This window comes from Novosphingobium piscinae (assembly GCF_014230355.1).
Taxonomy (GTDB): domain Bacteria; phylum Pseudomonadota; class Alphaproteobacteria; order Sphingomonadales; family Sphingomonadaceae; genus Novosphingobium; species Novosphingobium piscinae.
In genome coordinates, this window is sequence record NZ_JACLAX010000007.1 from 35,045 (window position 1) to 56,367 (window position 21,323).

Here is a 21,323-nt window from a genome sequence, read left to right on the forward strand (position 1 = left end):
CAGCGGGTGCAACGCTGGCGTGAGGTGAGCCCACCTGAAATGCCCTGAGCGATTGGCCTGTTCCCGTGCGTACCGCCCGGGAGCAGGCCTTTTCGCATGTCCGCCTGCACGGCGGACCAGAGAGGACGAGGCTGGCCGGGACGCGAGCAAGCCCGGTCAGGATCGAGGGAGATCGTGCCGGGCCGCAACCTTCAGTCCGGAGTTCCCTGTCATGTCTCTTCTGCCCGTTTCCGCCTCGGCCTTGCCGCGCGCCGCGCATGCAAGGCCCCCCGCCGCCGCAGACAGCGAGCCCAGTCGCCTGATCACGGCAGCTACCGCGCTCCTTCCCCTGCTGGTGCGGGGCGAGCGCATTGCCACCGCGCGGTTGCGCCGGGTCATGGAGGAAGCCTTCGGCGGCAGCGATGCCGAGGGGCGCTGGAGCTGGAAGCTTGCCTATGAAGCCTGCGAAGCGGCCCAGGTCCTGTTCCTGCGCCGCTATGGCGCAGCCCTGCTGAGGCGGCCGGGCGGAGCACAGGCATTGCTCGCCGCCATCCAACGCTTGGCCGACCTGCTTCCGACCCAGACCCGGCGATCGGAAGACGGACAGGCCTTTCAGCAGTTCTCCACGCCCCTGCCGCTGGGGCTAGTTGCCGCCGTCGCAGCCCGGATCACGCCCAGTGACCTGGTTCTCGAACCATCGGCAGGAACCGGCATGCTGGCGATCCTCGCCGAGATCATGGGCGCCCGTTTGCACCTTAACGAGCTGGCCGATGGCCGGGCTGACCTGTTGTCCGGACTGTTTGCGACCCTGCCGGTCACGCGCCACGACGCTGCCCAGATCGACGATTTTCTGGAGCTCGACCTGTCACCGAGCCTCGTGCTGATGAACCCGCCGTTCTCGGCAGCGGTCCACGTCAAGGGCCGGGTCCGCGATGCAGCCTTGCGCCACATGCGCTCGGCGTTTGCGCGGCTTGCCCCCGGCGGGCGGCTTGTCGCCATCACCGGCGCGAACTGCTCGCCCCATGATCCTGCCTGGCAGGACGCCTTTGCTGAACTCCAGCAGGCAGGCACTCTCGTCTTTACCGCCGCGATTGCCGGCAAGGTGTTCGCGCCCCACGGCACCGCGATTGCCACGCGCCTGACCGTGATCGACAAGCTGCCTGCTGCCGATCCGCTTGCTTTCCCTGAGCCGCGCGGGATGGCCCCGGACGTTGCCAGCCTGCTCGACTGGATCCTCGCCGACCTGTCGCCCCGGCCGGACTGCACGCCGTCTGTTCCCGTCCACATCGTCGGGCCCCAGGATGGACGCGCCACCGGGATGCAGCATGGCCGTCCTGCCGTGGTCGCGGTCCCGCTGAAGGGCAATGTCCCGTCGCTCGAAGGGATCGAGCTCGAGTATGAGACGCTCGAAAGCGCCCCAGCAGACACCGTCCAGCTGGGCGAGGCAATCTACGAGCCTTACACGCTCCAGTCGCTCCGCATCCCGGGCGCAGTTCCCCATCCGACGCCGCTGGTCCAGTCGGCGGCCATGGCCTCGGTAGCACCGCCGCCACCCAACTATCGTCCGCATGTCCCGGCGAGACTGGTCGCCGATGGCATGCTGTCTGACACACAGCTCGAATCAGTGATCTATGCCGGGGAAGCCCATGCCGGATTTCTGTCCGGAGCCTGGGCAGTGGATGCGACGTTCGATGTCCTGTCGGCCGCGAGCGAGGAGCAGGAGGGCGCCGTCCGATTCCGGCGGGGCTGGTTCCTTGGTGATGGCACCGGTGCCGGAAAAGGCCGCCAGGTCGCCGGGATCATCCTCGACAACTGGCTCAAGGGGCGCCGCCGCGCGTTATGGATTTCGGTGTCGGACCGGTTGCTGGAAGACGCGCAGCGCGACTGGTCGGCGCTGGGCCAGGAGCGCCTGCAGGTCACGCCGCTGTCGCGTTTCCGGCAGGGTAGCCAGATCCGCTTTGCCGAAGGCATCCTGTTTACGACCTATGCGACCCTCCGTTCGCAGGAACGCGAAGGCAAGGCCTCGCGCCTGGCGCAGATTGTCGAATGGCTCGGCTGCGATTTTGACGGGGTCATCGTGTTTGACGAAGCCCATGCCATGGCCAATGCCGCCGGCGGCAAGGGCAGTCGGGGCGAACAGACGCCCTCCCAGCAGGGCCGGGCGGGTCTGCGCCTCCAGCATGCCTTGCCCTCGGCACGAGTTGTCTATGTCTCGGCGACCGGGGCGACCACGGTCCAGAACCTGGCCTATGCCCAGCGGCTCGGACTGTGGAGCGGTGAAGACTTCCCGTTCGCGACGCGCGGCGAATTCGTGGCGGCGATCGAGAACGGCGGGGTCGCGGCAATGGAAGTGCTGGCCCGCGATCTCAAGGCGCTTGGGCTGTATGCCTCGCGTTCGCTGTCGTTCGACGGGGTCGAATATGACATGCTTGAACACGCGCTGACGGGCGAGCAGGTGCGGATCTACGATGCCTATGCCGCCGCCTTCCAGGTCATTCACAATCACCTCGATGCAGCCCTTGCTGCAGCCAACGTCACTTCGGTGACCGGTACGCTCAACGCCCAGGCCAGGTCCGCCGCCCGCTCGGCGTTCGAAAGCGCCAAGCAACGCTTCTTCAACCACCTGATCACCGCGATGCAGTGTCCGAGCGTCATTGCCGCGATCGAGCAGGACCTGGAGGCGGGACATGCCGCCGTCGTGCAGATCGTCTCGACCGGGGAAGCCCTGATGGAGCGGCGTCTGGCGGACATTCCGCCCGAGGAGTGGAACGACGTCCGCGTTGACATCACGCCTCGCGAATATGTTCTGTCGTACCTCGAGCACAGCTTCCCGGTGCAGTTGTTCGAGCCCTACAGCGATGAGGAGGGGAACCTGTCATCGCGCCCGGTCTGGAAGGATGGGCAGCCGGTTCTCTGCCGCGAGGCGGTCGCACGCCGCCAGCAGATGATCGAGCATCTGGCCGCCTTGCCGCCGGTGCCTGCCGCGCTCGACCAGATCCTCCATCATTTTGGCACGGATGTGGTCGCCGAAGTGACCGGCCGCGCCCGGCGCATTGTCGCGCACTGCGATGGCAGCGGGCAGGTCCGCTTTGCCGTCGAGACCCGTCCCGCGTCCGCCAACCTCGCTGAGACCCAAGCCTTCATGGACGATGCCAAGCGGATCCTCATCTTCTCCGACGCCGGAGGAACGGGGCGATCCTATCACGCCGACCTCGGAGCCCGGAACCGCCGGCTGCGGGTCCACTACCTGCTCGAGGCCGGGTGGAAGGCCGATAACGCCATCCAGGGCTTCGGGCGGACCAACCGCACCAACCAGGCGCAGCCGCCCCGGTTTCGTCCAGTGACGACCGATGTGAAGGCGCAGAAGCGCTTTATCTCGACCATCGCCCGGCGGCTCGACAGCCTTGGCGCCATCACCCGCGGCCAGCGCCAGACGGGCGGGCAGAACATGTTCCGGCCCGAGGATAATCTCGAGTCGCACTATGCGCGCGACGCCCTGCGCCAGCTCTATGCCCTGATCGCCGCCGGCAAGGTTGAAGGCTGCAGTCTCCAGCAGTTCGAGCAGGCGACCGGGCTATCGATCATTGAAGCCGAAGGCGGCGGGCTGCGCGACGAGCTTCCGCCGATCACGACCTTCCTCAACCGCATGCTGGCCCTGATGATTGCGCTGCAGGACATTCTCTTCACCGCGTTCGAAGACCTGCTCTTCCGCCGAATCGAAGGCGCGATTGCCAGCGGCACTTATGAAATCGGCCTAGAGACCTTGCGCGCCGAGAGCTTCGCGCTGACCTCACGCCGGACCATCTATACCCATCCCGGCACCGGCGCCGTGACCGACCTGCTGACCATCGCCCGCAACGATCGCACCCGGACAGTCACGCTGGATGAAGCACTTGAGCTTGCCGGACGCAACCAGGGACGGCTGCTCTTCAACCAGCGCTCGGGCCGCGCGGCGGTCGAGATGCCCGCGCGCAGCATGATGCGCGATGACGGTTCGGTCGAAGCCCGCATTAGACTGGTGCGCCCGGGAGAGGCCAGCACGGTGCCGATCGAGGCCATGGCGGCAAGCCACTGGGAACCTGCCGATGAAGCTCGGTTCAAAGCAGTCTGGACTGCCGAGCTCGGGGCGATACCCGAGTTTGAAACCAGCACCCTGCACATGGTCAGCGGTCTGTTGCTGCCGATCTGGAAGCAGCTGCCCGACGAAAGCACCCGGGTATACCGGCTCCAGACCGATGACGGGCAGCGCTTTGTCGGGCGCAAGGTCTCGCCAGCCTGGGTCGCCGCGATCATCGAGGAAGAGGCACCGGCACTCGCGTCCGATACCGCTTTCGCCATGCTGATGTCCGGAGAAGCGGCGTTGCAGCTGCGCGAAGGGCAGACCCTCCAGCAGGTCCGCGCCATGGGCACGCCGCGCATCGAGCTTGCGGGTTTCAGCGATCTGGCGCTCGACCGGCTGAAGGCGATCGGGCTGATATCCGAAATCGTTTCGTGGAAACTGCGCCTGTTCGTGCCGACCGGCAGCGAAGGCCCCGCCATCCTCGCCCGGCTGCTCGATCGCTATCCTCTCGAGCGTATCCTGCCCCGCCGCGAGAGCGCCAGGGTAGCCTGACCCCGCCGATTTGCCGGTTCCGGACCGCGCATCGCATCCTTACCCCTCTTCTTTGTTCGGCAGGAGCTTTGTCTCATGAATGCCACCGAATTATCCCGCCGCCTTGGCCAGCAGGCCGAGGCGGTATGCCGCCGGTATCTGTCCAACGGGTGCAAGGAGGGGCGTTACTGGCTGGTCGGCAATGTCGACAACGCACCGGGGCGCAGTCTTTATGTCCGCCTGGTCGACGGCGAGAAAGGCCCAGCCGGTAAATGGACCGACGCTGCCACCGGCGACCATGGCGACCTACTCGACATTATCGCCCATTCGGTTGGAACCACCGGCATGCGGGAGACCCTTAGCGAAGCCCGCCGCTTTCTCTCCCTGCCGGAAACTCCAGTCTCTGTGCCGCGATCGCGTCCGTCCGGGCTCAGTTGCACCAGTTCAGGCCATCGGGACGCCGCCCTGCGGCTTTGGTCGGGCAGCCGTCTGATCACTGGTACGCTCGCGCAAGCCTACCTCCAGTCCCGAGGCATAGTGGCGGTTGCCGACCTCGCGGCGCTGCAGTTCCTGGCCGGCTGTCATTACCGACCGTCCCGTGACGACCCACCGGGCACGCCGACGCGCTGGCCCGCCCTGATTGCTGCGGTCACCGACAATGCGGGCGGTATCACCGGTGTGCATCGCACCTGGCTCGACCCGTCCGGAAAGGACAAGGCACCCGTCGCTCATCCCAGAAAGACCATGGGGGCCATTCTCGGCCATGCCGTCCGCTTCGGCGTGCCTACGGATCGCATGATTATCGGCGAAGGCATCGAGACCATGCTTTCCCTGCGCGCATGTCTGCCGGCCATGCCTCTCGCGGCCTGTACGTCGTCCGCGCACCTGGCAGCCTTCCTGTTCCCGGCAGGCGTGAACCGCCTCTATGTCGCCCGTGATCGCGACAAGGCCGGTGAGGCAGCTTTTGCCGCCATCGCCGAGCGCTGCGCCACGTCGGGCATCGAGGTGATCCCGCTCATGCCGATCCTAGGCGATTTCAACGATGACCTGCGGCAATGCTCCCGCGAAGCCATGGAGGCCAACCTTGCCCGGCAGCTCGGTAACGGGGACGAGGCCTTGCTCCGCAAGGCGTAAGGCCAGGAAGAGGAAGTGCCGGTCCGGGTGATCAGGCTGTCCTGTTCGCGCTTCTGCCTGTCATCTGCCGCCGGATCGTTCGGCCTTCCTTCCTGTGATGCGCGTCTGTGCCGGCCTGTCCGGCGGAGCAACGGCGCCGCCCCGGCTATTTTCCGTCGGCGGGCTCATGGCCCGCCTTTACATCGCGAAGCAAAATAGCTCGGGCTTTGCCGTCCTGCGCTGATCGCTGCGGCCGTCCGCTTCGCTCCCGGTGCGCCGCCGGTCTGGCCGTCACCAGAGGACGCGCGAAGGAAGGCCGGGAGAACGCCCGGCTCCGCTATCAGGAGCGCACCCCATGCAAGACTATGACGATCACGAACCCGAACACGCATCTTCCCCCACGGCGCACTTGCTCGAAGAACTCAGCCTCTATGGCTACCGCCCCTTCTCGGACGAGGCCGACCCCAGGCCGCTGCCCGAAGAGCGGATCGCGTCCGGTGCGATCGCCGACATGTTCGACGCCCTGATCGCCACCATGCTCGACACCCGTCTCGAGCCTGACCTTGAGGAACTGTGCTGGTCGACCGTCAACATCTTCCATCGCGCCACCGGCCGCGTGCAGCGCGAGCTTGATGACAACGAGGATGCCCAGCGCCGCAGCCAGGGGGAACAGGATGGCTCGGAGGTCCGCTCGGTCGAACTCGAACGCCTCCTGCGCGAAGGCCTGTCGCTGATCGAACGCCGCAATGCCCTGGAATTCATGCGCGAGGCTGCCGGTGACCAGTACGAACGCCACTTCCGCAAGCCCTGGACGCCGCGCACCGGATCACTCGTCCACCACAAGACCCTGACGGCCGCGATGATCGACAGCCGCGACTTCCTCGCCGCCAAGCGCAAGGCCGAGATCGAACCGCTGCTGCCAACCGGGACCCGCGTCGCTTTCACCGCCGGCCCCGACTACACCGACCACAAGCGGATCTGGGACGTGCTCGACCGGGTTCACGCCAAATATCCCGACATGGTCCTCTTCCACGGCGGCAACCCGACCGGCGGCGAACACATTGCGATGCTCTGGGCGCGCAACCGCAAGGTCCAGCATGTTGCCTTCCGGCCCGAGTGGGAACGCTACCGCAAAGCCGCCCCGTTCCGCCGCAACGATGCCATGCTCGAGGCCATGCCGAAGGCGGTGATTGCCTGCCCTGGCAACGGGATCAACGCCAACCTCGTCGACAAGGCGCGCAAGCTGGGGCTCAAGATCTGGAAGGTGGGCGCTGGCGGCAGCTGACCGCCCATTTCGATAACGATCGCCAAGCCTGAAGTTCCTCGCCGCAATGTCCCTGCGGTCCAGGCCGCCTAACGAAAATTGATAGGTATCTCGAATGTAAGCTGCGTATCCGCGATGCCGGCCGGAGCCTGTGGGAAAGGCGCCGCCTGGCGCACGGATCGAAGCGCGATCTTGTCGAGCTGGATCAGGCCGCTGGTTCGCGACACGGTAGCTTCGATCAATGCGCCGTCGGGTGAAAGCCGGAACCGGATCATGGCAGTTCCGCGCATGGTGACACCACGGGGCCGATGCGCATCGATCTGTCGCCAAAGCGCCGCTCGGTAGAGCTCGAGAGCCGACGACATTTCGGCTGCACTCGGGTGCTCTGTTGTTGAGGCAAGAGCTAGGGCAGTTTTGGCAGGTTTCACGGATTCGGACGCCGAGGGGAGAGGGGCAGACGAGCCTGGTGCCGATGACGTTTCGGCACCTAGCGCTCTGGTCGGCGGACGTTTTGCTGGTTGTGGGAGGTGCGATGATGAAGCTGGTACAGTGGCGGGCGGCGGCTCTGCCTTTTCTTTTCGCACCCTCACAGGCGGTTTCGTTGCCAGTGTCACGACGGTTAGGGCCGCCCCCCGATCCTTGGTGCTATCGGGCCTAGAATCGAGGATGCTGGCAAGAGTTGCGGCCACAAGCAGATGCACGATTGTCGTCGCGCACAGGGCAAACAGGCGGGCACCCGTCAGGCAGTCAGGCAGGGCCATCGGCTGATGACCCTGCGATGCCCCATCTGGTTGCCCGCCTGTGTTCATGCTCAGAAGCTGGCGCTGAGGCCGAAGTTTACCGAACGCCCACGACCGGGCACCGGCCGCAGCACGCCGGTCGCCTTGTAATCGCCCAGCGATACGCCGCCGAGCGGCAGGTTGTAGCCCTTGTCGAACAGGTTTTCCGCCTCGACGCTAAGCTTTACCGGCCCCAGGTTGTAAGCAAGGCGCAGGTTGACCAGGGCATAGGCGCTGGTGACCGGTTCGTTGCGGGTCGCGTCCACACGGGTTTTTTCTGCCACCCATTCCAGGTCGATGCCCGCTTCGATTGGCCCCTGGTGATGGTCGAGCGCGACCTTAACGTTCAAGGGCATCTGGTGGTAGAGCGGCGCATGATCCGAGAGGTTCTGGCCGCGCACCCAGGACAGGGACCCGCTTAGGCGCGTCCCGGCATCCTTGCCGCCATCCCAAAGCTCCACCTGACCAGACACGTCCACCCCGACAAATTCAGCCTTCTGGTTTGCGAACTGCAGTTGGACAAAAGGCATCGGCAGGCCCGACATCGGGTGCGTCAGATTCTTCACGAACGCAGCGTCGATGTAGTCATTGACGTGGGTGTAATAAGGCGACAACCGAAGTGACCAGGCATTGTCAGTTCCCTTGAACTCGATTGCGGCACTGACCGTATCGGCGCGTTCCGGCTTCAGGTTCAGATTGCCAACATAGCCGTTGCCATCGCCATACCAGCCGATCATCCGGCTCGCCATGGTCCCGCGCCCCCAGGTGTAGCGTTCGTAGATGTTGGGTGAGCGCGCCTTGTGCGCATAGCCAAGCTCGATCGCGACCCCTGAAGTGGGAGCATAGCTCAGCAGCGCGGATGCGCTCCAGTTGTTGTCGGTGCGCTTGTGTCCCACCGCGTTGAAAGCGTTCGCCGCCGTGGCATCCGCCATGTTCATCATCGATGTGGAATAGGGCTGGACCTGCCCGGTATTCATGCGGACATGGTCAAGCCGCGCGCCGATCACGCTGGACAGCGTGTCGCTCCAGTGGGCCTCCCATTCGGCAAACCCGCCGATGCGGTCGCGCGTGCCGCCATTGATGTTCACGAAGGTGTTTGGCCCCATCATCATGTTGCCGGCTACCGGTGGCCAGTAGTCGTTCAGCCACTGGTGGTGGTATTCACCTCCGATGCGCAGCTTGTCACGCGCGGATACCGGCAGTTCGAGCTTGAGCGCGGTGCTGAAGGTATGGACCTCGGTGATCATCGGCATGGCGCCGGGGAGCTTGTCCTCCAGGAAGTTCATCTCGTGGTCGGTATCGCGGTAATCAGCCGTGAACTTCACCGAGCCCCAGTCGAATTCTCCGTCATAACCGGCGTTGAGGAACCACGACTTGTTGGAGACCATGTCCATCGCCTGGTTGGCGAAGCCTTCATAGGGCGAAAAGTGGTAGCCACCCTTCAGCTTGAACAGCCCGGCATCGTTCTGAAACGCGAGGGCGAGGGCATGGTCGGTCTTGGCGTATTCGGTCGAGCGGACCCGCCCGAGATCGCCACCGGCCTTGTATTGCTGTGCCTGGGTATAGGAGCCGGTGTAGGTTGCACTGAGGTTGGCATTGGCCACCGTCAGCAGCGCCGAGCCGCCAAAACCATCGCCGTTGGAACGATAGAACGCGGAAACCTCACCAGTCACCAGCGTGGTGCCGTCGCTAGCGAAGCGGGGAGCTACGCTCTCGACCGAGATGATCCCGCCGATGTTGTCGCCGCCCATGCTGACCGGCGCCACGCCCGGCACGACCCGGATCGATTCGATCGTCTGCGGAACCGTATAGGACAGCGGCGAATTCATGTCGTTGGGGCAGGACAGATCGATCGGCGCGCCATCAACCGTAATGCGCAGTCGCTGCTCGGACAGACCGCGCAGAGCCGGCATCGAGGAGAACCCGCCGCCCGAATTGGCGCTGACACCGGGCAACTGGCGCAGCAGATCGCCGGTATCGCTTGTCGCGTTGTGGCGGCGCTTGATGTCCTCGCGTGTCAATTCTCGTCCTGTCACCGGAGCAGTGCCCACGCTATCGGCCGCATTTGCGGCATCTGCATCGACCGGGGGCAGTTGCGTGATTTCCTGTGCGTGCGCGGCAAGCGGCAGCAGGGTGGATGAGGCGGCGAGCAGAACGCGCAGCGAGACAATTTTCGAATTCATGGAATGCCTTTCCTGGAGTGATGCTTGAAAGTTCGAAGGTCGGTTCAGCCGATCAGGCGCTTGAGCTTGGCAAGCGCCGTCGCGTCGGGCTCGTGGGCGTCGATCGTGCCCGAGAACTCGCCTCTGGCGGTCATCAGGTAGATCGCGGCAGTATGATCGATGGTATAGTCGCCGCCCGGCTGCGGGACTTTGGCGGAGTAGACCCCATACCCCTTCTTGATCTGGGCCAGCTGGGCTTCGGTGCCGGTCAGCCCGATCATCGGGGTGCCGAACAGCGCCACATAGTTTCCAATATCAGCCGGCTTGTCGTGGCCGGGGTCGACCGAGACGAAGACGATATTGAACTTTGCGCCATCCGGGCCGAGTTGTTTCCGGAGCCGTGCCATGCGGGCAAGACTGGTCGGGCATACATCGGGGCAACGGGTGAAGCCGAAGAAGATGGCATAGGGTTTACCCGCTAACGTCTTGTCGGTGACGCTCGATCCATCCGGGGCGGTCAGAACAAACGGACCGCCGAACGCACTGGCATATTGGCTGGCTGGATCGCCGGGAGGATGGCCGCGATCATAGATCACGGCCAGTGCGATCAATACGCTCACACCTGCAGCCACCCACAGGCCTGCGCGCAGCCGCGCCAGGCCCTTGCGCCCGGCTTTCTGCTCAGTGCCCTGCATGGCCACTGTCCATCGAGCCCGAGGAGGTCACGGGCAGAACCGAGACTTGCACTGTCACGCTGCCTGCGCGCTGGAAACGCAGCGTTACGGGAAAGCGCTCGCCTTGGCGCAGCTGGCGCGTCAGCCCCATGAACATGATGTGATAGCTGCCGGGCTTAAGTTCGAGCGTGCCTCTGGCTGGCACGGCGATGCCACCCTCGACTCGGCGCATGCGCATGATGCCGCCATCCATGGTCATGGTGTGGAGTTGCACTTCGGCGGCCACAGGGCTGGTGCCGGACAGGAGGCGGTCCGCTGCGGCTCCGCGGTTGGAGATGGTCATGAACCCGCCGCCCACGGACTGCCCGGCTGCCGTCTCGCGCGACCAGGCATGATGAACAGCAAGGCCCTCGGACTGGTTGGCTTGCGCCAGGGCGGAGGTGCCCAGGGCAGCCAATGCAGCCATCGGAACGAGAATTCTGGACTGAAGGAACATCATGGATTGCACTCCTGTGCGACAGAGCCGGCAGGTATTTCCTGTGCGGCGAGAGAGTGGGTGGGTTCGATGAAACCAAAGCCGAGCGCGGTGTCGGCAAGGCGCAACGCGGCGCAAAGAACGATTGCCTTCCACACCTTGAGGCGGAATCGCTTCAGGCTCTGGTGGCGTTGGTCGGAAACGGCGAGGATGTTCATGGCTCAGCACCCCCGTGTCTGCGCGAGGGCCGCAGCTACCAGCGGGGCAACGGCGCGGCGTTCATCAAGGCTGAGGCAGCGCCCGAATTCGATCGAGCCATCCCGGCCCCGCAGGAACAGGCGCAATTCGGATGGACTGCGGCCCTCTGCGGCAAGCCGCATCCAGAATGAGGGCAGTTCGACCTGCTGCCCGGCGCTATCACGATGCCGCACCCTGCCTTCGGCAAGTTCGAGCGTTTCGCTGGCAGGCCGGGACTTGCCATGCCTTTCGAGCGCGAACGTCAGACCCGCAAGGGCAAGGATCGAGAAGACAGGGACGAGCCAGTGGCCTTTTAGCGCGGGCGCGATGCTGGTGACCAAAAACAGCAGGGCAATGACGCTGAAACAGACCCGCGCTTCCTGCGTCAGGTGCGAGCGGTTCTCCTGCATGTGCAGGATGAGGGGCCTGGAAGTGCCCCGTTCGGGCACTGCAACCAGCTTTTCAGGCTGGGGCGCCCAGGGCCGCTGCGATGAACGGCACAACAGTTCGTACATGGAAATGTGCTCCGGCTAGGCCGGGCACGCGCAAAATGGGCGCAGGACCGGCCGGTCCGACAAATCGGTTCAGATTGTCAGGCGAGAGCCGGCGGTCCGCGCAGCGGCGGACGGAGATGGAATACGCGCTCGGGGTGGGCGGTGCGGGTCGACACAAAGCCCAGAGCCAGGATGAATGCCAGCGCCAGCGCCAGCAGTGCGGGATCGGCACCCGACATCGACGCCATCGACAGCGAGCTGAAGGGACATTCGCTCTTGCCCTGCTTGCCGCTTGAGTCGCTGGAGCCATCCTTCATCGGAATGGCGATCTGCTTGACCGCGTGATTACCAAAGGCGTCATCGCAGATCTGGACTGTCAGAACCTTGGAGTTCTGGCCGATCATGAAGCCTGTCGGGACGATTGCCTTCATGCACAGCGTCGCCAGCACCAGCACGATAGCCAGAGCGCGATGTCGCAGGAAAAAGGCGCGAACAAGATTCATGTCGCGCCGCCCTATGCGATCATCGGTTATTTGTCATCCCCGGACCGCTTCGCCAAAAAGCGGGCAGTATCCGCCGGGCCGGTATTGTCCGGGTCAAGGAAGTTGAGCGCGACGATGGCCGGATCGAAGGGGAAGGCTATGACGCGAAGGGACGCGAAATCGAACTCGTCATGGATGCTGCCGGCAAGCGATGCTCGCAACCCGGGTCGATCATCGCTGGGATGACTGACGGCAACGAGCCCATTCGCACGCAGAAGGCCTGGCGAATGGGCATTGCGCCTGTGGTCAAAACGCCTCCCGGCCCTCCGCAATGTTCAGCAATTCCGAAAATACGAATGTTGCGGGTGCCCGCCCGGAGGCGGGCACCAGTTCACGCAGCAAGCCGTTGTCGCGCAGGTCGCGAATAATCTTGCGGGCGGTCGCTGGCGGAATCTGGGCCGAGGCGATGAAGTCCGGTGTCTGAAAGATCGGGCGCAGGAAGATCCAGTCGAGGGCTCGCACGGCATATTGCGAGTGGGTGATCTCGACGACCCAATCGCGCTTGTCCTGATGCAGCGCCAAAATCGCCTGGGCCTTCTGGGTGTTGGCTTCTGCCTGGACGATGATGCCGCGCAGGAAGAAGGCCACCCATCCGCTCCAGTCGTCGTCGCGGGAAACGGCCAGCATCCGGTCGTAATACTCGTCCCGATTGGCTTCGAGGTATTCCGACAGGTAGAAATTGGGGCGCGACAACAGCCCATGGGCATAAAGGAACAGCGGGATGATCAGTCGCCCGATGCGCCCGTTGCCATCGAGGAAGGGGTGGATCGATTCAAACTCGGCATGAACGATAGCCAGTTGCACCAACCTATCCGGCGCATCGGCATGAATATAGGCTTCCCAGTCCGCCATTGCGTCCTCGATACGATCGGCACCTGGCGGTACGAAGCGTGCCTGTTCGATGGTGCAACCGTCCGGACCGATCCAGTTGGGGATGCGGCGGTATTCGCCCGGATCCTTGTGACGGCCGCGCACTCCATCCATCAAAACTCGATGCGTGGCCTTGATCAGGCGCTGGGACAGCGGAAGCTCCGCCATCAGGCTGTCCGCCTCGCGCAGGGCGGCGCGATAGTTCAAGACTTCGCGTGCGTCGGCTTTCTTGGGCGTGCTCTCGTCGAACAGATGCCCTTGCGCCTCGAATTCCAGAACCTCGCCAAGCGTTACCTGCGTCCCCTCAATTTTGCTGGAGAGCACGGCTTCGCGAGCCGTCAACGGCGAAAGCAGAATGTCGGGATTGGGAATGCCTGAGAGGACCCCCTCATACCGCGCAATGGCGGTATTGGCCGGCCCGACAAGCGGAAACAGCGCGCCCAGATCAAGCGTTGCGGGCGGGAAACGTCCTTCGTGATAGACAACAGGCAATGGCGTCTCCGTCAGGCGGGCGTAGGCTAGTGCGCACGAATCACAACGTGCTTTGATGATCGTCTATCAACAGCTATACCATTTGATGATCGCAAAGTAGGGTTTTGCCTACATCAAACACCTTTGATGTTCACAGACGATCACCAAAGGCTTCACACGTATCGGATCAGGCCGGTTCCATCGCAAGATGGCGGTGCGTTCGATGCGGCGATCAGGCTCCCGCAAAGTTCGTTTCGTCAGGGACTCTCTGCCGTCCGGATCTTCGGCATCAGCTCCATGGTTTGCCCGGCAGAAGTGGTCACACTCGCGGCGAGGTGAAGGCAGAAATTGCTCATTGTCGAACGGCCCCGGACCTTCCCGCCCTTTGAGGCTCAATCCTTGGTCGCTCAGCCCCCCTGACGCCATCAACCCGTGAAGGGTCCGCTACGCCTCTGGCGTGCGGCCTTGCGGCATGACTGCCGCCGCGGTGATTGCAGGGTTCGGAGCGACACGTCGGTCGCCTGTCGAGCGGGGATGGTCCCCGCCGCAAGACAGGAGATCGCCAGATGCCGCTTCCCCTTGCCCAGCGCCACGCATGGAACCTCGCCCGGACGCTGATGGTCTGCGTCACTCTCTTCCGCGCCGGAGCGGCCTACGGCGTCATGCCATCCGCCGAATACGACGGCGATGCCAGCCAGATCCTCCATGAATACGATCCGTTCTGACGGCGGCTCACGCAGCGCCGCGTCGGGGCCGGAAGCGCAACTTCGCCTTCCGGCCTTGCGCCCTGCCTGCTATTGTTGGCCCGCACGCGCTTGTGGAGGTGGTGGAAAGCGCATCCTGTTGAACCCGCTTATCGGGAGGATGCGATGATCCTTGCCTTTTTTGTTTCCATCACTGCGATCGTGCTGCTCGCCCGCCTGTTCGCCGGCATGATCGTCTTTGCGCTGCCGCTTTACTGCGCAGGCCTTTCCGCCATGTACGCCTGGCAGCATGGGCTCGGGATCCCTGCGGCAGTCCTGGCGGCGGCGGCGGCTTCTGCCTTTGCCTTGCTCGTCGGGGCCAAATTGCTGGTCGGCAGCCCATCCATCCCGGCCCGCGTCTTCGTCAGCCTTGCCTTTGCCCTTCCGGCGGGCCTGGCCGGATATCACGCCGTGCAGGGCATCTGGGGCGCTTTCGCTCCCGTCGGCATGGCCTCCATCATCGTCGGAGCGGGCGCCGCATTGTACTTCGGCCTTGCTGCCCAGAAGCAGCTTCTCTCTGCGCCGCAAGGCTGAAGCCCCGTCCGGCACTGCTGGACTTGGTGGGCGCCGTCAGTCGTATCGATGTTGGCCCGTGTCCAGGTGCTGGTCGACCACCCCGTCCCGAGGGCGGTCGATTGGAAACGGTAGCAAAACGGATCGCCGCTCTGCTTTGGGTATCCGGCAGCGTTGCCGAGCAGGTCGAGCAGGTCGAGCAGGGCATTCCCCTTGTGCCGCTACAGACAGGCGGAGGCGTTAAATGGCGGACCCAACCGCCACTCAATCCGGAAAGGTCTGCTCCACGAGGCGCCTTGCCCTAGTAATCCGCCACCTTGCGTGACCGTCTAACCGCCAGTCTCCGTTCCGGCGCGACCCTTGCGCCCAATGCGGTCTTCTCCATGGCCCTGGCTGGCAGGAATGGCGTTGCCTCATCCGGCCTTGCCGCAATGGCTGCTTGCCAACTTTCTTCCCCTGCCGCTGCGCGGCATTCCTCGCGCAGACAAGAAAGATTGGCGCACTGCCATCCTCCGCTGGCGCTGCGGCCCTGACGGGTGCGGCGGCCCGATGTCCTGCCTTCACCCAGCCATCGAGACCGCGACGGGCGCGGGATCGAAGCACTGAAGGAGAATGAACATGGCGAACATCGGCACTTTCAAGAAGGTCGGCAATGACTACCAGGGCGAAATCGTCACCATGAGCGTGCAGACCAAGAACGTCCGGATCGTGGCCGAAGAGGGCACCGCCAACGAGAACGCCCCCAGCCACCGGGTCTTCGTCGGCCGCGCGGAAATCGGCGCAGCCTGGACCAAGCGCTCGGGCGAAGGCCGCGACTACCTCTCGCTGAAGCTCGACGATCCGAGCTTTACCGCCCCCATCTTCGCCAACCTCTTCGATGACGAGGACGGCAAGACCTACAACCTGATCTGGTCGCGGGCCCGCAAGTCGAACAACGACTGATGGCAACCACCAGGCCCCGCCCGGCACTGCCGGGCGGGGCTTTCAGCATTCGCTGGGTGGCGCCGAGAAGTCCGGTTCCTCGAGCAGCGCAACGGGCCGGACCTCGAGCGCTTGCGCGATCTCCCAGATCGAAAGAAGGGTCGCATTCTGCAGGCCGCGCTCGATGGCGCTGATATAAGCACGGTCAACGCCCATGCGCGCGGCGATCTCGGCCTGGCTCAAGCCGGCCGCCTCGCGATACCGCTTCACGTTGGTCCCGAAGAGCTTGCGGATATCCATCCGCAGCTTAGAAACCAGTCGCGTATTATAGTGCGACGTATTATAATACGCGACTAGATGGGATGAACCGGCGCACTTTGCCTGCTCCGATGACTTGGCCTCTCAAAGGGATAGCGATGTCCCCGATTTCGGAGAATTGAAGGCAATTCCGCCAAATTGGAGAGACTGCTATGAACGCGCGCGCAGGCACCGAGTCTGCTATCTGGCTTGTCGGATAACAATGCAGCCATTCGCAGCAGAACCCCCTCGGAGCGATACGCTCACGCAATATGACGAGCAGCACCTCGTCACCTATCTGCGCCTGCTCGACGCAGCCGCAGAGGGGGCGGATTGGCGGGAGGCCGTGCGGATCATCTTTGCGATCGATCCTGACCAAGACCCGGACTTTGCCCGCAAACTTCATGACAGCCATCTCGCCCGGGCCAGATGGATGACGCAGGCTGGCTATCGTGAATTGCTTGCCCGTTCAGCCGGAACGTAGACGAGTGCAAGATGGCATAAAGTGCCGCCGATAAGGGCGATTGCGGAGGGCCAGTTATCTACCCGTCCGCACAAGCTTGATCCATCATGGTTACTTGTCCGTTAACCATAATTCTCGACCATGTCGGGCTTGGCCAGTTTGCGCGAGCAAAACGGAGAGCCTGATGTCGGGAGAGTCGTCGTGGCGGTCCCCAACCGCCGCCAGGCACTATGCGGGACACGATCTTGCGGATTTTGCGCAGGAATTCCTGCGCCGTAATCCCGACTACCAACATGACTTCGACGCAACCGAAATGCGCATCGCAGCCCAGCCTGCCCGCGCCGATCAGGAAAGGGAGGGTCTGGCCGGACGATGGGGCCTGAGCTTTCCCCTGCGATCCAGGCCAGCTTCCATCATGCAGCCCGGCTATCTGGGACCCCGGCCTGAGTGCAGGCACGGTCATTCTCGAAGGCCCTGACGAAACGCCAGACACCCTGGTGCCAGCCGGTGCCGTCATCCGCAACGACCGGAAGCTGCCAGCCGGGCTCCATCTCGTCCTTGATGTGGCCGGCATCCGCCACCGTCTGCTTTTCCGTCATAATCCCGCTTGCCCGCAAACAAGCTTCTCGGTGCCGGCCGCGCCCGGTACGGCACTTCGCCTTGTATCCACCAGGATTTATGCGGGGCTGATTGGATTTGCCCCACCCATCAAAGAGCGCGCGCCGTACCATCTGACGAGCTATCGTCAGCACAGGCTCATCCAGCTTCTGACGCTGCTCGACGCCCATGCCGCAGGCCTCGCCCTGCGGCAGATCGCCTTCGCACTCGTGTTTCCACGCAATCAGCCGCTTACGGGCGCTGCATGGAAAGGATCCGGCGAGCGGCGCCATACCCATCGCCTGCTGGGCGAGGCGCAGCGGATGTGTCGCGAAGGCTACCGGACCCTGCTCGAAAAGGGGTGATTGGCCGGGGTGACAAAGCGCATGCCCTGCTCTGCGTCACTCCTTTCCGCCCTCTGCCTTTCTCCATGGCTTGCGTCTGTCGGCGGCGCTGTCCGCCGCTAACCCCAGACGCGAGAGAGCCAAACCATGGATGCCATTCCTACGCCGGTCGTGCCGCGATTTCTGCGTACCCCTGACGCTGCCCTGCACCTCGGCCTGTCCGCCCGCACGCTTGAAAAGCATCGCTGCTTCGGCACTGGCCCCATCTACCGCAAGCTCGGCGGGCGGATCGTTTACGCGATCAGCGACCTCGACGCCTGGGCCGAACGGGGACTGCGGCACTCGACCAGCGATCCCGGCCGCGGCGTGGTCCATCCGGCGAAGCGCGTCGATGGCTATACGCCGCCAGTGCGGCGCTGAGGGCCAGCCATGCGCCGAGTTTCAGCCTTTTCCGGGAGCGAAGGCCAGCTTGATCTGTTCGTCAGTAGCGGCGGCGAGATAGCCGCCCGCGATGCTCAGGACCTGATGACCTGGCCCTTCTTCAGCCTCGCCAAGTCCAAGCGGGTGCGCCCGATCGATTTCCGGATGGGAGAGGTCTCGATTCTGGTCGAAGCCACAGCCGAACATGGCATGGCGACCATCTGGGATGCCGATGTGCTGATCTGGGTCGCCAGCCAGATTGTCGAAGCGCGCGATCGCGGTCGCCCGACCTCGCGGCTGATCGCTGCCACGCCCCACGAAATCCTGAGCTTCACCCGGCGCGGGACCGGAAAGGCCAGCTATGAGCGCCTGAAAGCGGGGCTCGACCGGCTGCAGTCGACCACCGTCGCGACGTCCATCCGTCAGGCCCACCACCGCCGCCGCCATCGTTTCTCCTGGATCAACGAATGGCGCGAACGCCTCGACAGTTCGGGCCGGGCCCTGGGCATCGAGATGATCGTCCCGGACTGGTTCTACGAAGGTGTGCTCGATGCCGCGCTCGTGCTGACGATCGACCGGACCTATTTTGGCCTGACAGGCGGCCTGGAGCGCTGGCTTTACCGGATCGTGCGAAAGCATGGCGGTAAGCAGAAGGGTGGCTGGAGTTTCGATGTCGCCCACCTTCATCTGAAATCAGGCGCGCTGTCGCCGCTCAAGCGCTTTACCTTCGAGCTACGCGACATTGTCCGTCGCCAACCCCTGCCGGGCTACCGTCTCGCGCTCGAGCATGCACTCGGCCGGGAACGGCTCAGCTTCGTCTGCATCCCCGAAGATCCCCTCGATGCCGCGATGCGGCGGCTCGGCTACAGCGGAGTGGATAAGTCATGACTGCACTCGGACTATCAGGAACCCCCGGCCTCGGACGATCAGGAACCGCAAACTCGGACTATCGGGAACCGGAATCGTCCGCAAAGCCGCAGAACTCCAAGGCTTTAAGGTCCCTTAACTGTGCTAACAAAGAATCCTTCGGATTCTTGCTAACGTCCAGGGCCTGTGGACAACTGCGCCAGCCGCCGCTCGGCAGGAGCGGCGATGCCGCAGGCACCCGGCGCGGGGCTTTCACGGAGGTTGAGCTCTTCTGGCAGGAGGGCGTGCGCGAGCACTGGCTGCGCTTTGGCAAGCCGGTTGCAAGCCGCATCTGTGACCGTCGGCGCCGAGTCGAATGCTATGCGCCAGGACAGACCTTCGGGTTCGTGCGCTGGGCTTTCAACGATTACGGCACAATCCTTTCGCGTTGCGACATCCTGCTGGCCGTTGCCGAAGGAGCGCCGGTGACACGCGTCCCGCACGTCACCCCTGGCGCCGAAGTGCTGCTGTCCGTGACGGGGTGGCGCAAGGTCAGGCGTGTCTTCGCGCTGATCGATGCCATCGAGCAGCTCGGTATCGATCCCTGCGAGGTCGCCCCCGATTACTGGCGTCACATTCACAACCGGCTGATCGCTGCCGAAACGCCCCGCAGCTATTCACCCGAGCGGCATCGGGCCTGGCTCGCGCGCAAGGCGTTGCAGGGATGAAGCGGCGAACCACCATTTTGGCCGTCGCTGCCGCAGGTTTGGCGATCGCCTCGCTGGCTCTGCCCGCGCGCCGTCCGCTCGTCTGGAATGTGACCCATTCCGTGCCGACCGGGCTCTACTGGATTAGCGATCCGGCTGCGCTCGCGGTCGATGACCGTGTCGCGATTGAACCGCCTCCTGCCATCCAGCGACTACTCGCCGAACGGGGCTATCTGCCCGCTGGTGTCCCGCTCTTGAAGCGCGTCGCCGCCGTTTCCGGCCAGCGCGTTTGCCGCTTCCGTCACGGCGTCACCATCGACGGGCAACTTGCCGCCCTCGCGCTCGCAAACGACCGAATGGGGCGTCCGCTGCCAGTCTGGAGCGGCTGTCATGTGCTCGGTCCCGGCGAAATTTTCACCCTCAATCCGGATCAGCCAGCAAGCTTTGACGGGCGCTACTTCGGCCCGCTGCCTGCCAATGCCGTCACCGGCCGCGCCGTTCCGGTCTGGACCGACGAGCGCGGCAATGGCCGCCGCGTGTGGTTCGCGCAGGCCCAGACTTCCTCTGTTTTCACCCCCAAGCAAGGAGAATGAATGATGCGTATCGGAACCTTTGTTTCCGCCGACGGCGGTTTTGCCGGACACCTTCACACGCTCACGCTCGACATCGACCTGGTGCTCGTCCCGGCCGATCCGTCCGACAGCGAGAATGCGCCGGACTACCGGGTGATTGTCGGCGAGGACGACGAGGCACGCGAAATCGGCGCAGCCTGGAAGCATGTCGGGGAGAAGGCCGGTGCCTATGTGGCGATCCAGATTGATGATCCGGTTTTCGTTCAGCCGCTGCGCGCCAATCTCTTCCAGGGCGACGGCAACGAGCATGTGCTGGTCTGGTCGCGTCCGTCCCGGCGCGAAAAGGCGGACTGAACCATGTCATGGCGCCGTCCGATTCGCATCCTTTGCTCCGCGCTGGTTCTCCTGTCTGCCGCACCAGCCTTGCCGAGGCCTGTGCCTGAGCCGGCGGCGGCGCAACGGGTCGATATTGCCGCCCATGTGACCGAAGCATCGCAGCGGTTCGGCATTCCCGAACACTGGATCTATGCGGTCATGCGGGTGGAGAGTGCCGGGCGGATCGGTGCCGTATCGTCGGCCGGGGCCATGGGGCTGATGCAACTCATGCCCGGAACCTGGGCGCGCCAGCGCGCCCGGTTCGGCCTCGGCTCAGACCCGTTCGATCCGCGCGACAACATCATGGCCGGCACTTCATACCTGCGTGAAATGTACGACGGTTACGGTGCCGACGGCTTTCTGGCCGCCTACAATGCGGGGCCCGGTCGCTATGCCGACTACCGTGACAAGGGCCGCCCGCTGCCCGCTGAAACGCGCGCCTATGTCGGCCGGATTGCACCTATGCTGCAGAATGGCAGCTCGCCGCCCCTGGCGGCTGGTGCTTCGCCTTTGCCAGTCGTTCGCACGTCGTGGACCCAGGCGGCGCTGTTTGCTTTGCGCTCCGACACGCCGGAAACTTCAGCTGCATTCGCCGCCGAGCGAGACCCTGCGGACCCGCCGCTTGCATCAGCGCGTGCACCCAGCGGGCTCTTCGCCCCTGTCTCGGGACGTCGGTTACCGTGATCACGCCCTGGTCTCTCGAGTGCATCATGGCGTGGACTGGCGAAGAATTGTGCGGAGGGGAGAGGTCGGAAGGGAAAGGAGCGGAAGGATGGCGAGATAAAAGGAGCGACGTCGCCTGGGGTGGAGGTGATTGGATTGCTTCAGGAATTTGCGACGCCGCTCTACCCCCTCTGCTGTCGCATCGCTGCCG

At 64.2% G+C, this 21,323-nt stretch carries 25 protein-coding genes; 15 read left to right on the forward strand and 10 right to left on the reverse strand.

Annotated elements, in window-relative coordinates; all coding sequences use genetic code 11:
• The first annotated feature begins 211 nt into the window (after positions 1-211).
• The 3 genes from H7F53_RS08635 to H7F53_RS08645 all read left to right on the forward strand — a co-directional run bounded on the left by H7F53_RS08635 (position 212) and on the right by H7F53_RS08645 (position 6,968).
• Complete coding sequence (locus H7F53_RS08635) at positions 212-4,591, forward strand: strawberry notch-like NTP hydrolase domain-containing protein (RefSeq protein ID WP_185679096.1); 4,380 nt, start codon at positions 212-214, stop codon at positions 4,589-4,591.
• 75 nt (positions 4,592-4,666) lie between these two features.
• Complete coding sequence (locus H7F53_RS08640; protein ID WP_185679097.1) at positions 4,667-5,704, forward strand: DUF7146 domain-containing protein; 1,038 nt, start codon at positions 4,667-4,669, stop codon at positions 5,702-5,704.
• A gap of 334 nt (positions 5,705-6,038) precedes the next feature.
• Positions 6,039-6,968 carry a DUF2493 domain-containing protein gene (locus H7F53_RS08645; RefSeq protein ID WP_185679098.1) on the forward strand — a complete coding sequence of 310 codons (930 nt, stop codon included), beginning with the start codon at positions 6,039-6,041 and terminating at the stop codon, positions 6,966-6,968.
• Between the two features lie 68 nt (positions 6,969-7,036).
• Here the strand turns inward: H7F53_RS08645 and H7F53_RS08650 are convergent, their stop codons facing one another.
• From H7F53_RS08650 to H7F53_RS08690, 9 genes are all read right to left on the reverse strand, one after another.
• Positions 7,037-7,312: an energy transducer TonB family protein gene (locus tag H7F53_RS08650; protein WP_162895895.1), complete on the reverse strand. Its 276-nt coding sequence runs from the start codon at positions 7,310-7,312 to the stop codon at positions 7,037-7,039.
• A 446-nt stretch (positions 7,313-7,758) separates the two neighbouring features.
• Complete coding sequence (locus H7F53_RS08655) at positions 7,759-9,909, reverse strand: TonB-dependent receptor plug domain-containing protein (protein ID WP_185679099.1); 2,151 nt, start codon at positions 9,907-9,909, stop codon at positions 7,759-7,761.
• A 44-nt stretch (positions 9,910-9,953) separates the two neighbouring features.
• A complete protein-coding gene (locus H7F53_RS08660) occupies positions 9,954-10,583 on the reverse strand; it encodes an SCO family protein (protein ID WP_185679100.1) in 630 nt (209 codons plus the stop codon).
• On the reverse strand, positions 10,570-11,061 hold the full coding sequence (locus H7F53_RS08665; protein ID WP_118072630.1) for a copper chaperone PCu(A)C: 492 nt from the start codon (positions 11,059-11,061) through the stop codon (positions 10,570-10,572). The genes H7F53_RS08660 and H7F53_RS08665 overlap by 14 nt, the downstream gene beginning before the upstream one ends.
• Complete coding sequence (locus H7F53_RS08670; protein ID WP_185679101.1) at positions 11,058-11,255, reverse strand: hypothetical protein; 198 nt, start codon at positions 11,253-11,255, stop codon at positions 11,058-11,060. The genes H7F53_RS08665 and H7F53_RS08670 overlap by 4 nt, the downstream gene beginning before the upstream one ends.
• A gap of 3 nt (positions 11,256-11,258) precedes the next feature.
• Complete coding sequence (locus H7F53_RS08675) at positions 11,259-11,789, reverse strand: DUF2244 domain-containing protein (protein ID WP_168903923.1); 531 nt, start codon at positions 11,787-11,789, stop codon at positions 11,259-11,261.
• 77 nt (positions 11,790-11,866) lie between these two features.
• The gene (locus H7F53_RS08680) at positions 11,867-12,271 is read right to left on the reverse strand and encodes a DUF2946 family protein (protein ID WP_168903924.1); all 405 of its coding nucleotides are present in this window, start codon (positions 12,269-12,271) and stop codon (positions 11,867-11,869) included.
• 26 nt (positions 12,272-12,297) lie between these two features.
• Positions 12,298-12,471, reverse strand: coding sequence for a hypothetical protein (locus H7F53_RS08685; RefSeq protein WP_185679102.1), 174 nt, complete (start codon positions 12,469-12,471; stop codon positions 12,298-12,300).
• A gap of 85 nt (positions 12,472-12,556) precedes the next feature.
• The gene (locus H7F53_RS08690) at positions 12,557-13,672 is read right to left on the reverse strand and encodes a Fic family protein (protein ID WP_185679103.1); all 1,116 of its coding nucleotides are present in this window, start codon (positions 13,670-13,672) and stop codon (positions 12,557-12,559) included.
• Positions 13,673-14,217: 545 nt separating this feature from the next.
• Here H7F53_RS08690 and H7F53_RS08695 point away from each other — a divergent pair.
• The 3 genes from H7F53_RS08695 (at position 14,218) to H7F53_RS08705 (ending at position 15,849) form a co-directional block, all read left to right on the forward strand.
• Positions 14,218-14,376: a hypothetical protein gene (locus H7F53_RS08695; RefSeq protein ID WP_162895896.1), complete on the forward strand. Its 159-nt coding sequence runs from the start codon at positions 14,218-14,220 to the stop codon at positions 14,374-14,376.
• Positions 14,377-14,520: 144 nt separating this feature from the next.
• Complete coding sequence (locus H7F53_RS08700) at positions 14,521-14,928, forward strand: hypothetical protein (RefSeq protein WP_185679104.1); 408 nt, start codon at positions 14,521-14,523, stop codon at positions 14,926-14,928.
• 597 nt (positions 14,929-15,525) lie between these two features.
• Positions 15,526-15,849 carry a DUF736 domain-containing protein gene (locus tag H7F53_RS08705; protein ID WP_168903927.1) on the forward strand — a complete coding sequence of 108 codons (324 nt, stop codon included), beginning with the start codon at positions 15,526-15,528 and terminating at the stop codon, positions 15,847-15,849.
• Between the two features lie 42 nt (positions 15,850-15,891).
• On the opposite strand, the gene H7F53_RS08710 is transcribed toward H7F53_RS08705, so the two are convergent.
• Positions 15,892-16,128 (reverse strand): helix-turn-helix domain-containing protein, encoded by a 237-nt coding sequence (locus H7F53_RS08710; protein ID WP_185679105.1) that lies wholly within the window; start codon positions 16,126-16,128, stop codon positions 15,892-15,894.
• Positions 16,129-16,342: 214 nt separating this feature from the next.
• Between H7F53_RS08710 and H7F53_RS08715 the strand changes: the two genes are divergently transcribed.
• From H7F53_RS08715 to H7F53_RS08750, 9 genes are all read left to right on the forward strand, one after another.
• Positions 16,343-16,609 (forward strand): DNA -binding domain-containing protein, encoded by a 267-nt coding sequence (locus tag H7F53_RS08715; protein WP_185679220.1) that lies wholly within the window; start codon positions 16,343-16,345, stop codon positions 16,607-16,609.
• 163 nt (positions 16,610-16,772) lie between these two features.
• Entirely contained in the window at positions 16,773-17,066 is a 294-nt protein-coding gene (locus tag H7F53_RS17580) for a transcriptional regulator domain-containing protein (protein ID WP_221773663.1), read from the forward strand.
• A 19-nt stretch (positions 17,067-17,085) separates the two neighbouring features.
• The gene (locus H7F53_RS17650) at positions 17,086-17,550 is read left to right on the forward strand and encodes a DNA -binding domain-containing protein (protein WP_185679106.1); all 465 of its coding nucleotides are present in this window, start codon (positions 17,086-17,088) and stop codon (positions 17,548-17,550) included.
• Positions 17,551-17,676: 126 nt separating this feature from the next.
• Complete coding sequence (locus tag H7F53_RS08725; protein WP_185679107.1) at positions 17,677-17,949, forward strand: helix-turn-helix transcriptional regulator; 273 nt, start codon at positions 17,677-17,679, stop codon at positions 17,947-17,949.
• Between the two features lie 9 nt (positions 17,950-17,958).
• The gene (locus H7F53_RS08730) at positions 17,959-18,837 is read left to right on the forward strand and encodes a replication initiator protein A (protein WP_185679108.1); all 879 of its coding nucleotides are present in this window, start codon (positions 17,959-17,961) and stop codon (positions 18,835-18,837) included.
• Positions 18,838-18,983: 146 nt separating this feature from the next.
• The gene (locus H7F53_RS08735) at positions 18,984-19,523 is read left to right on the forward strand and encodes a DUF2840 domain-containing protein (protein WP_185679221.1); all 540 of its coding nucleotides are present in this window, start codon (positions 18,984-18,986) and stop codon (positions 19,521-19,523) included.
• Positions 19,520-20,095: a S26 family signal peptidase gene (locus tag H7F53_RS08740; protein ID WP_185679109.1), complete on the forward strand. Its 576-nt coding sequence runs from the start codon at positions 19,520-19,522 to the stop codon at positions 20,093-20,095. The genes H7F53_RS08735 and H7F53_RS08740 overlap by 4 nt, the downstream gene beginning before the upstream one ends.
• The gene (locus H7F53_RS08745; RefSeq protein WP_185679110.1) at positions 20,096-20,428 is read left to right on the forward strand and encodes a DUF736 domain-containing protein; all 333 of its coding nucleotides are present in this window, start codon (positions 20,096-20,098) and stop codon (positions 20,426-20,428) included.
• Between the two features lie 81 nt (positions 20,429-20,509).
• On the forward strand, positions 20,510-21,133 hold the full coding sequence (locus H7F53_RS08750) for a lytic transglycosylase domain-containing protein (RefSeq protein WP_425498159.1): 624 nt from the start codon (positions 20,510-20,512) through the stop codon (positions 21,131-21,133).
• Positions 21,134-21,323 lie beyond the last annotated feature (190 nt).

Coding starts and splice junctions, on each gene's coding strand:
- H7F53_RS08635 (WP_185679096.1), top strand. CDS start 212: ATGTCTCTTCTGCCCGTTTCCGCCTCGGCCTTGCCGCGCGCCGCGCAT.
- H7F53_RS08640 (WP_185679097.1), top strand. CDS start 4,667: ATGAATGCCACCGAATTATCCCGCCGCCTTGGCCAGCAGGCCGAGGCG.
- H7F53_RS08645 (WP_185679098.1), top strand. CDS start 6,039: ATGCAAGACTATGACGATCACGAACCCGAACACGCATCTTCCCCCACG.
- H7F53_RS08650 (WP_162895895.1), bottom strand. CDS start 7,312: ATGTCGTCGGCTCTCGAGCTCTACCGAGCGGCGCTTTGGCGACAGATC.
- H7F53_RS08655 (WP_185679099.1), bottom strand. CDS start 9,909: ATGAATTCGAAAATTGTCTCGCTGCGCGTTCTGCTCGCCGCCTCATCC.
- H7F53_RS08660 (WP_185679100.1), bottom strand. CDS start 10,583: ATGCAGGGCACTGAGCAGAAAGCCGGGCGCAAGGGCCTGGCGCGGCTG.
- H7F53_RS08665 (WP_118072630.1), bottom strand. CDS start 11,061: ATGATGTTCCTTCAGTCCAGAATTCTCGTTCCGATGGCTGCATTGGCT.
- H7F53_RS08670 (WP_185679101.1), bottom strand. CDS start 11,255: ATGAACATCCTCGCCGTTTCCGACCAACGCCACCAGAGCCTGAAGCGA.
- H7F53_RS08675 (WP_168903923.1), bottom strand. CDS start 11,789: ATGTACGAACTGTTGTGCCGTTCATCGCAGCGGCCCTGGGCGCCCCAG.
- H7F53_RS08680 (WP_168903924.1), bottom strand. CDS start 12,271: ATGAATCTTGTTCGCGCCTTTTTCCTGCGACATCGCGCTCTGGCTATC.
- H7F53_RS08695 (WP_162895896.1), top strand. CDS start 14,218: ATGCCGCTTCCCCTTGCCCAGCGCCACGCATGGAACCTCGCCCGGACG.
- H7F53_RS08700 (WP_185679104.1), top strand. CDS start 14,521: ATGATCCTTGCCTTTTTTGTTTCCATCACTGCGATCGTGCTGCTCGCC.
- H7F53_RS08705 (WP_168903927.1), top strand. CDS start 15,526: ATGGCGAACATCGGCACTTTCAAGAAGGTCGGCAATGACTACCAGGGC.
- H7F53_RS08710 (WP_185679105.1), bottom strand. CDS start 16,128: ATGGATATCCGCAAGCTCTTCGGGACCAACGTGAAGCGGTATCGCGAG.
- H7F53_RS17580 (WP_221773663.1), top strand. CDS start 16,773: ATGTCGGGAGAGTCGTCGTGGCGGTCCCCAACCGCCGCCAGGCACTAT.
- H7F53_RS08725 (WP_185679107.1), top strand. CDS start 17,677: ATGGATGCCATTCCTACGCCGGTCGTGCCGCGATTTCTGCGTACCCCT.
- H7F53_RS08730 (WP_185679108.1), top strand. CDS start 17,959: ATGCGCCGAGTTTCAGCCTTTTCCGGGAGCGAAGGCCAGCTTGATCTG.
- H7F53_RS08740 (WP_185679109.1), top strand. CDS start 19,520: ATGAAGCGGCGAACCACCATTTTGGCCGTCGCTGCCGCAGGTTTGGCG.
- H7F53_RS08745 (WP_185679110.1), top strand. CDS start 20,096: ATGATGCGTATCGGAACCTTTGTTTCCGCCGACGGCGGTTTTGCCGGA.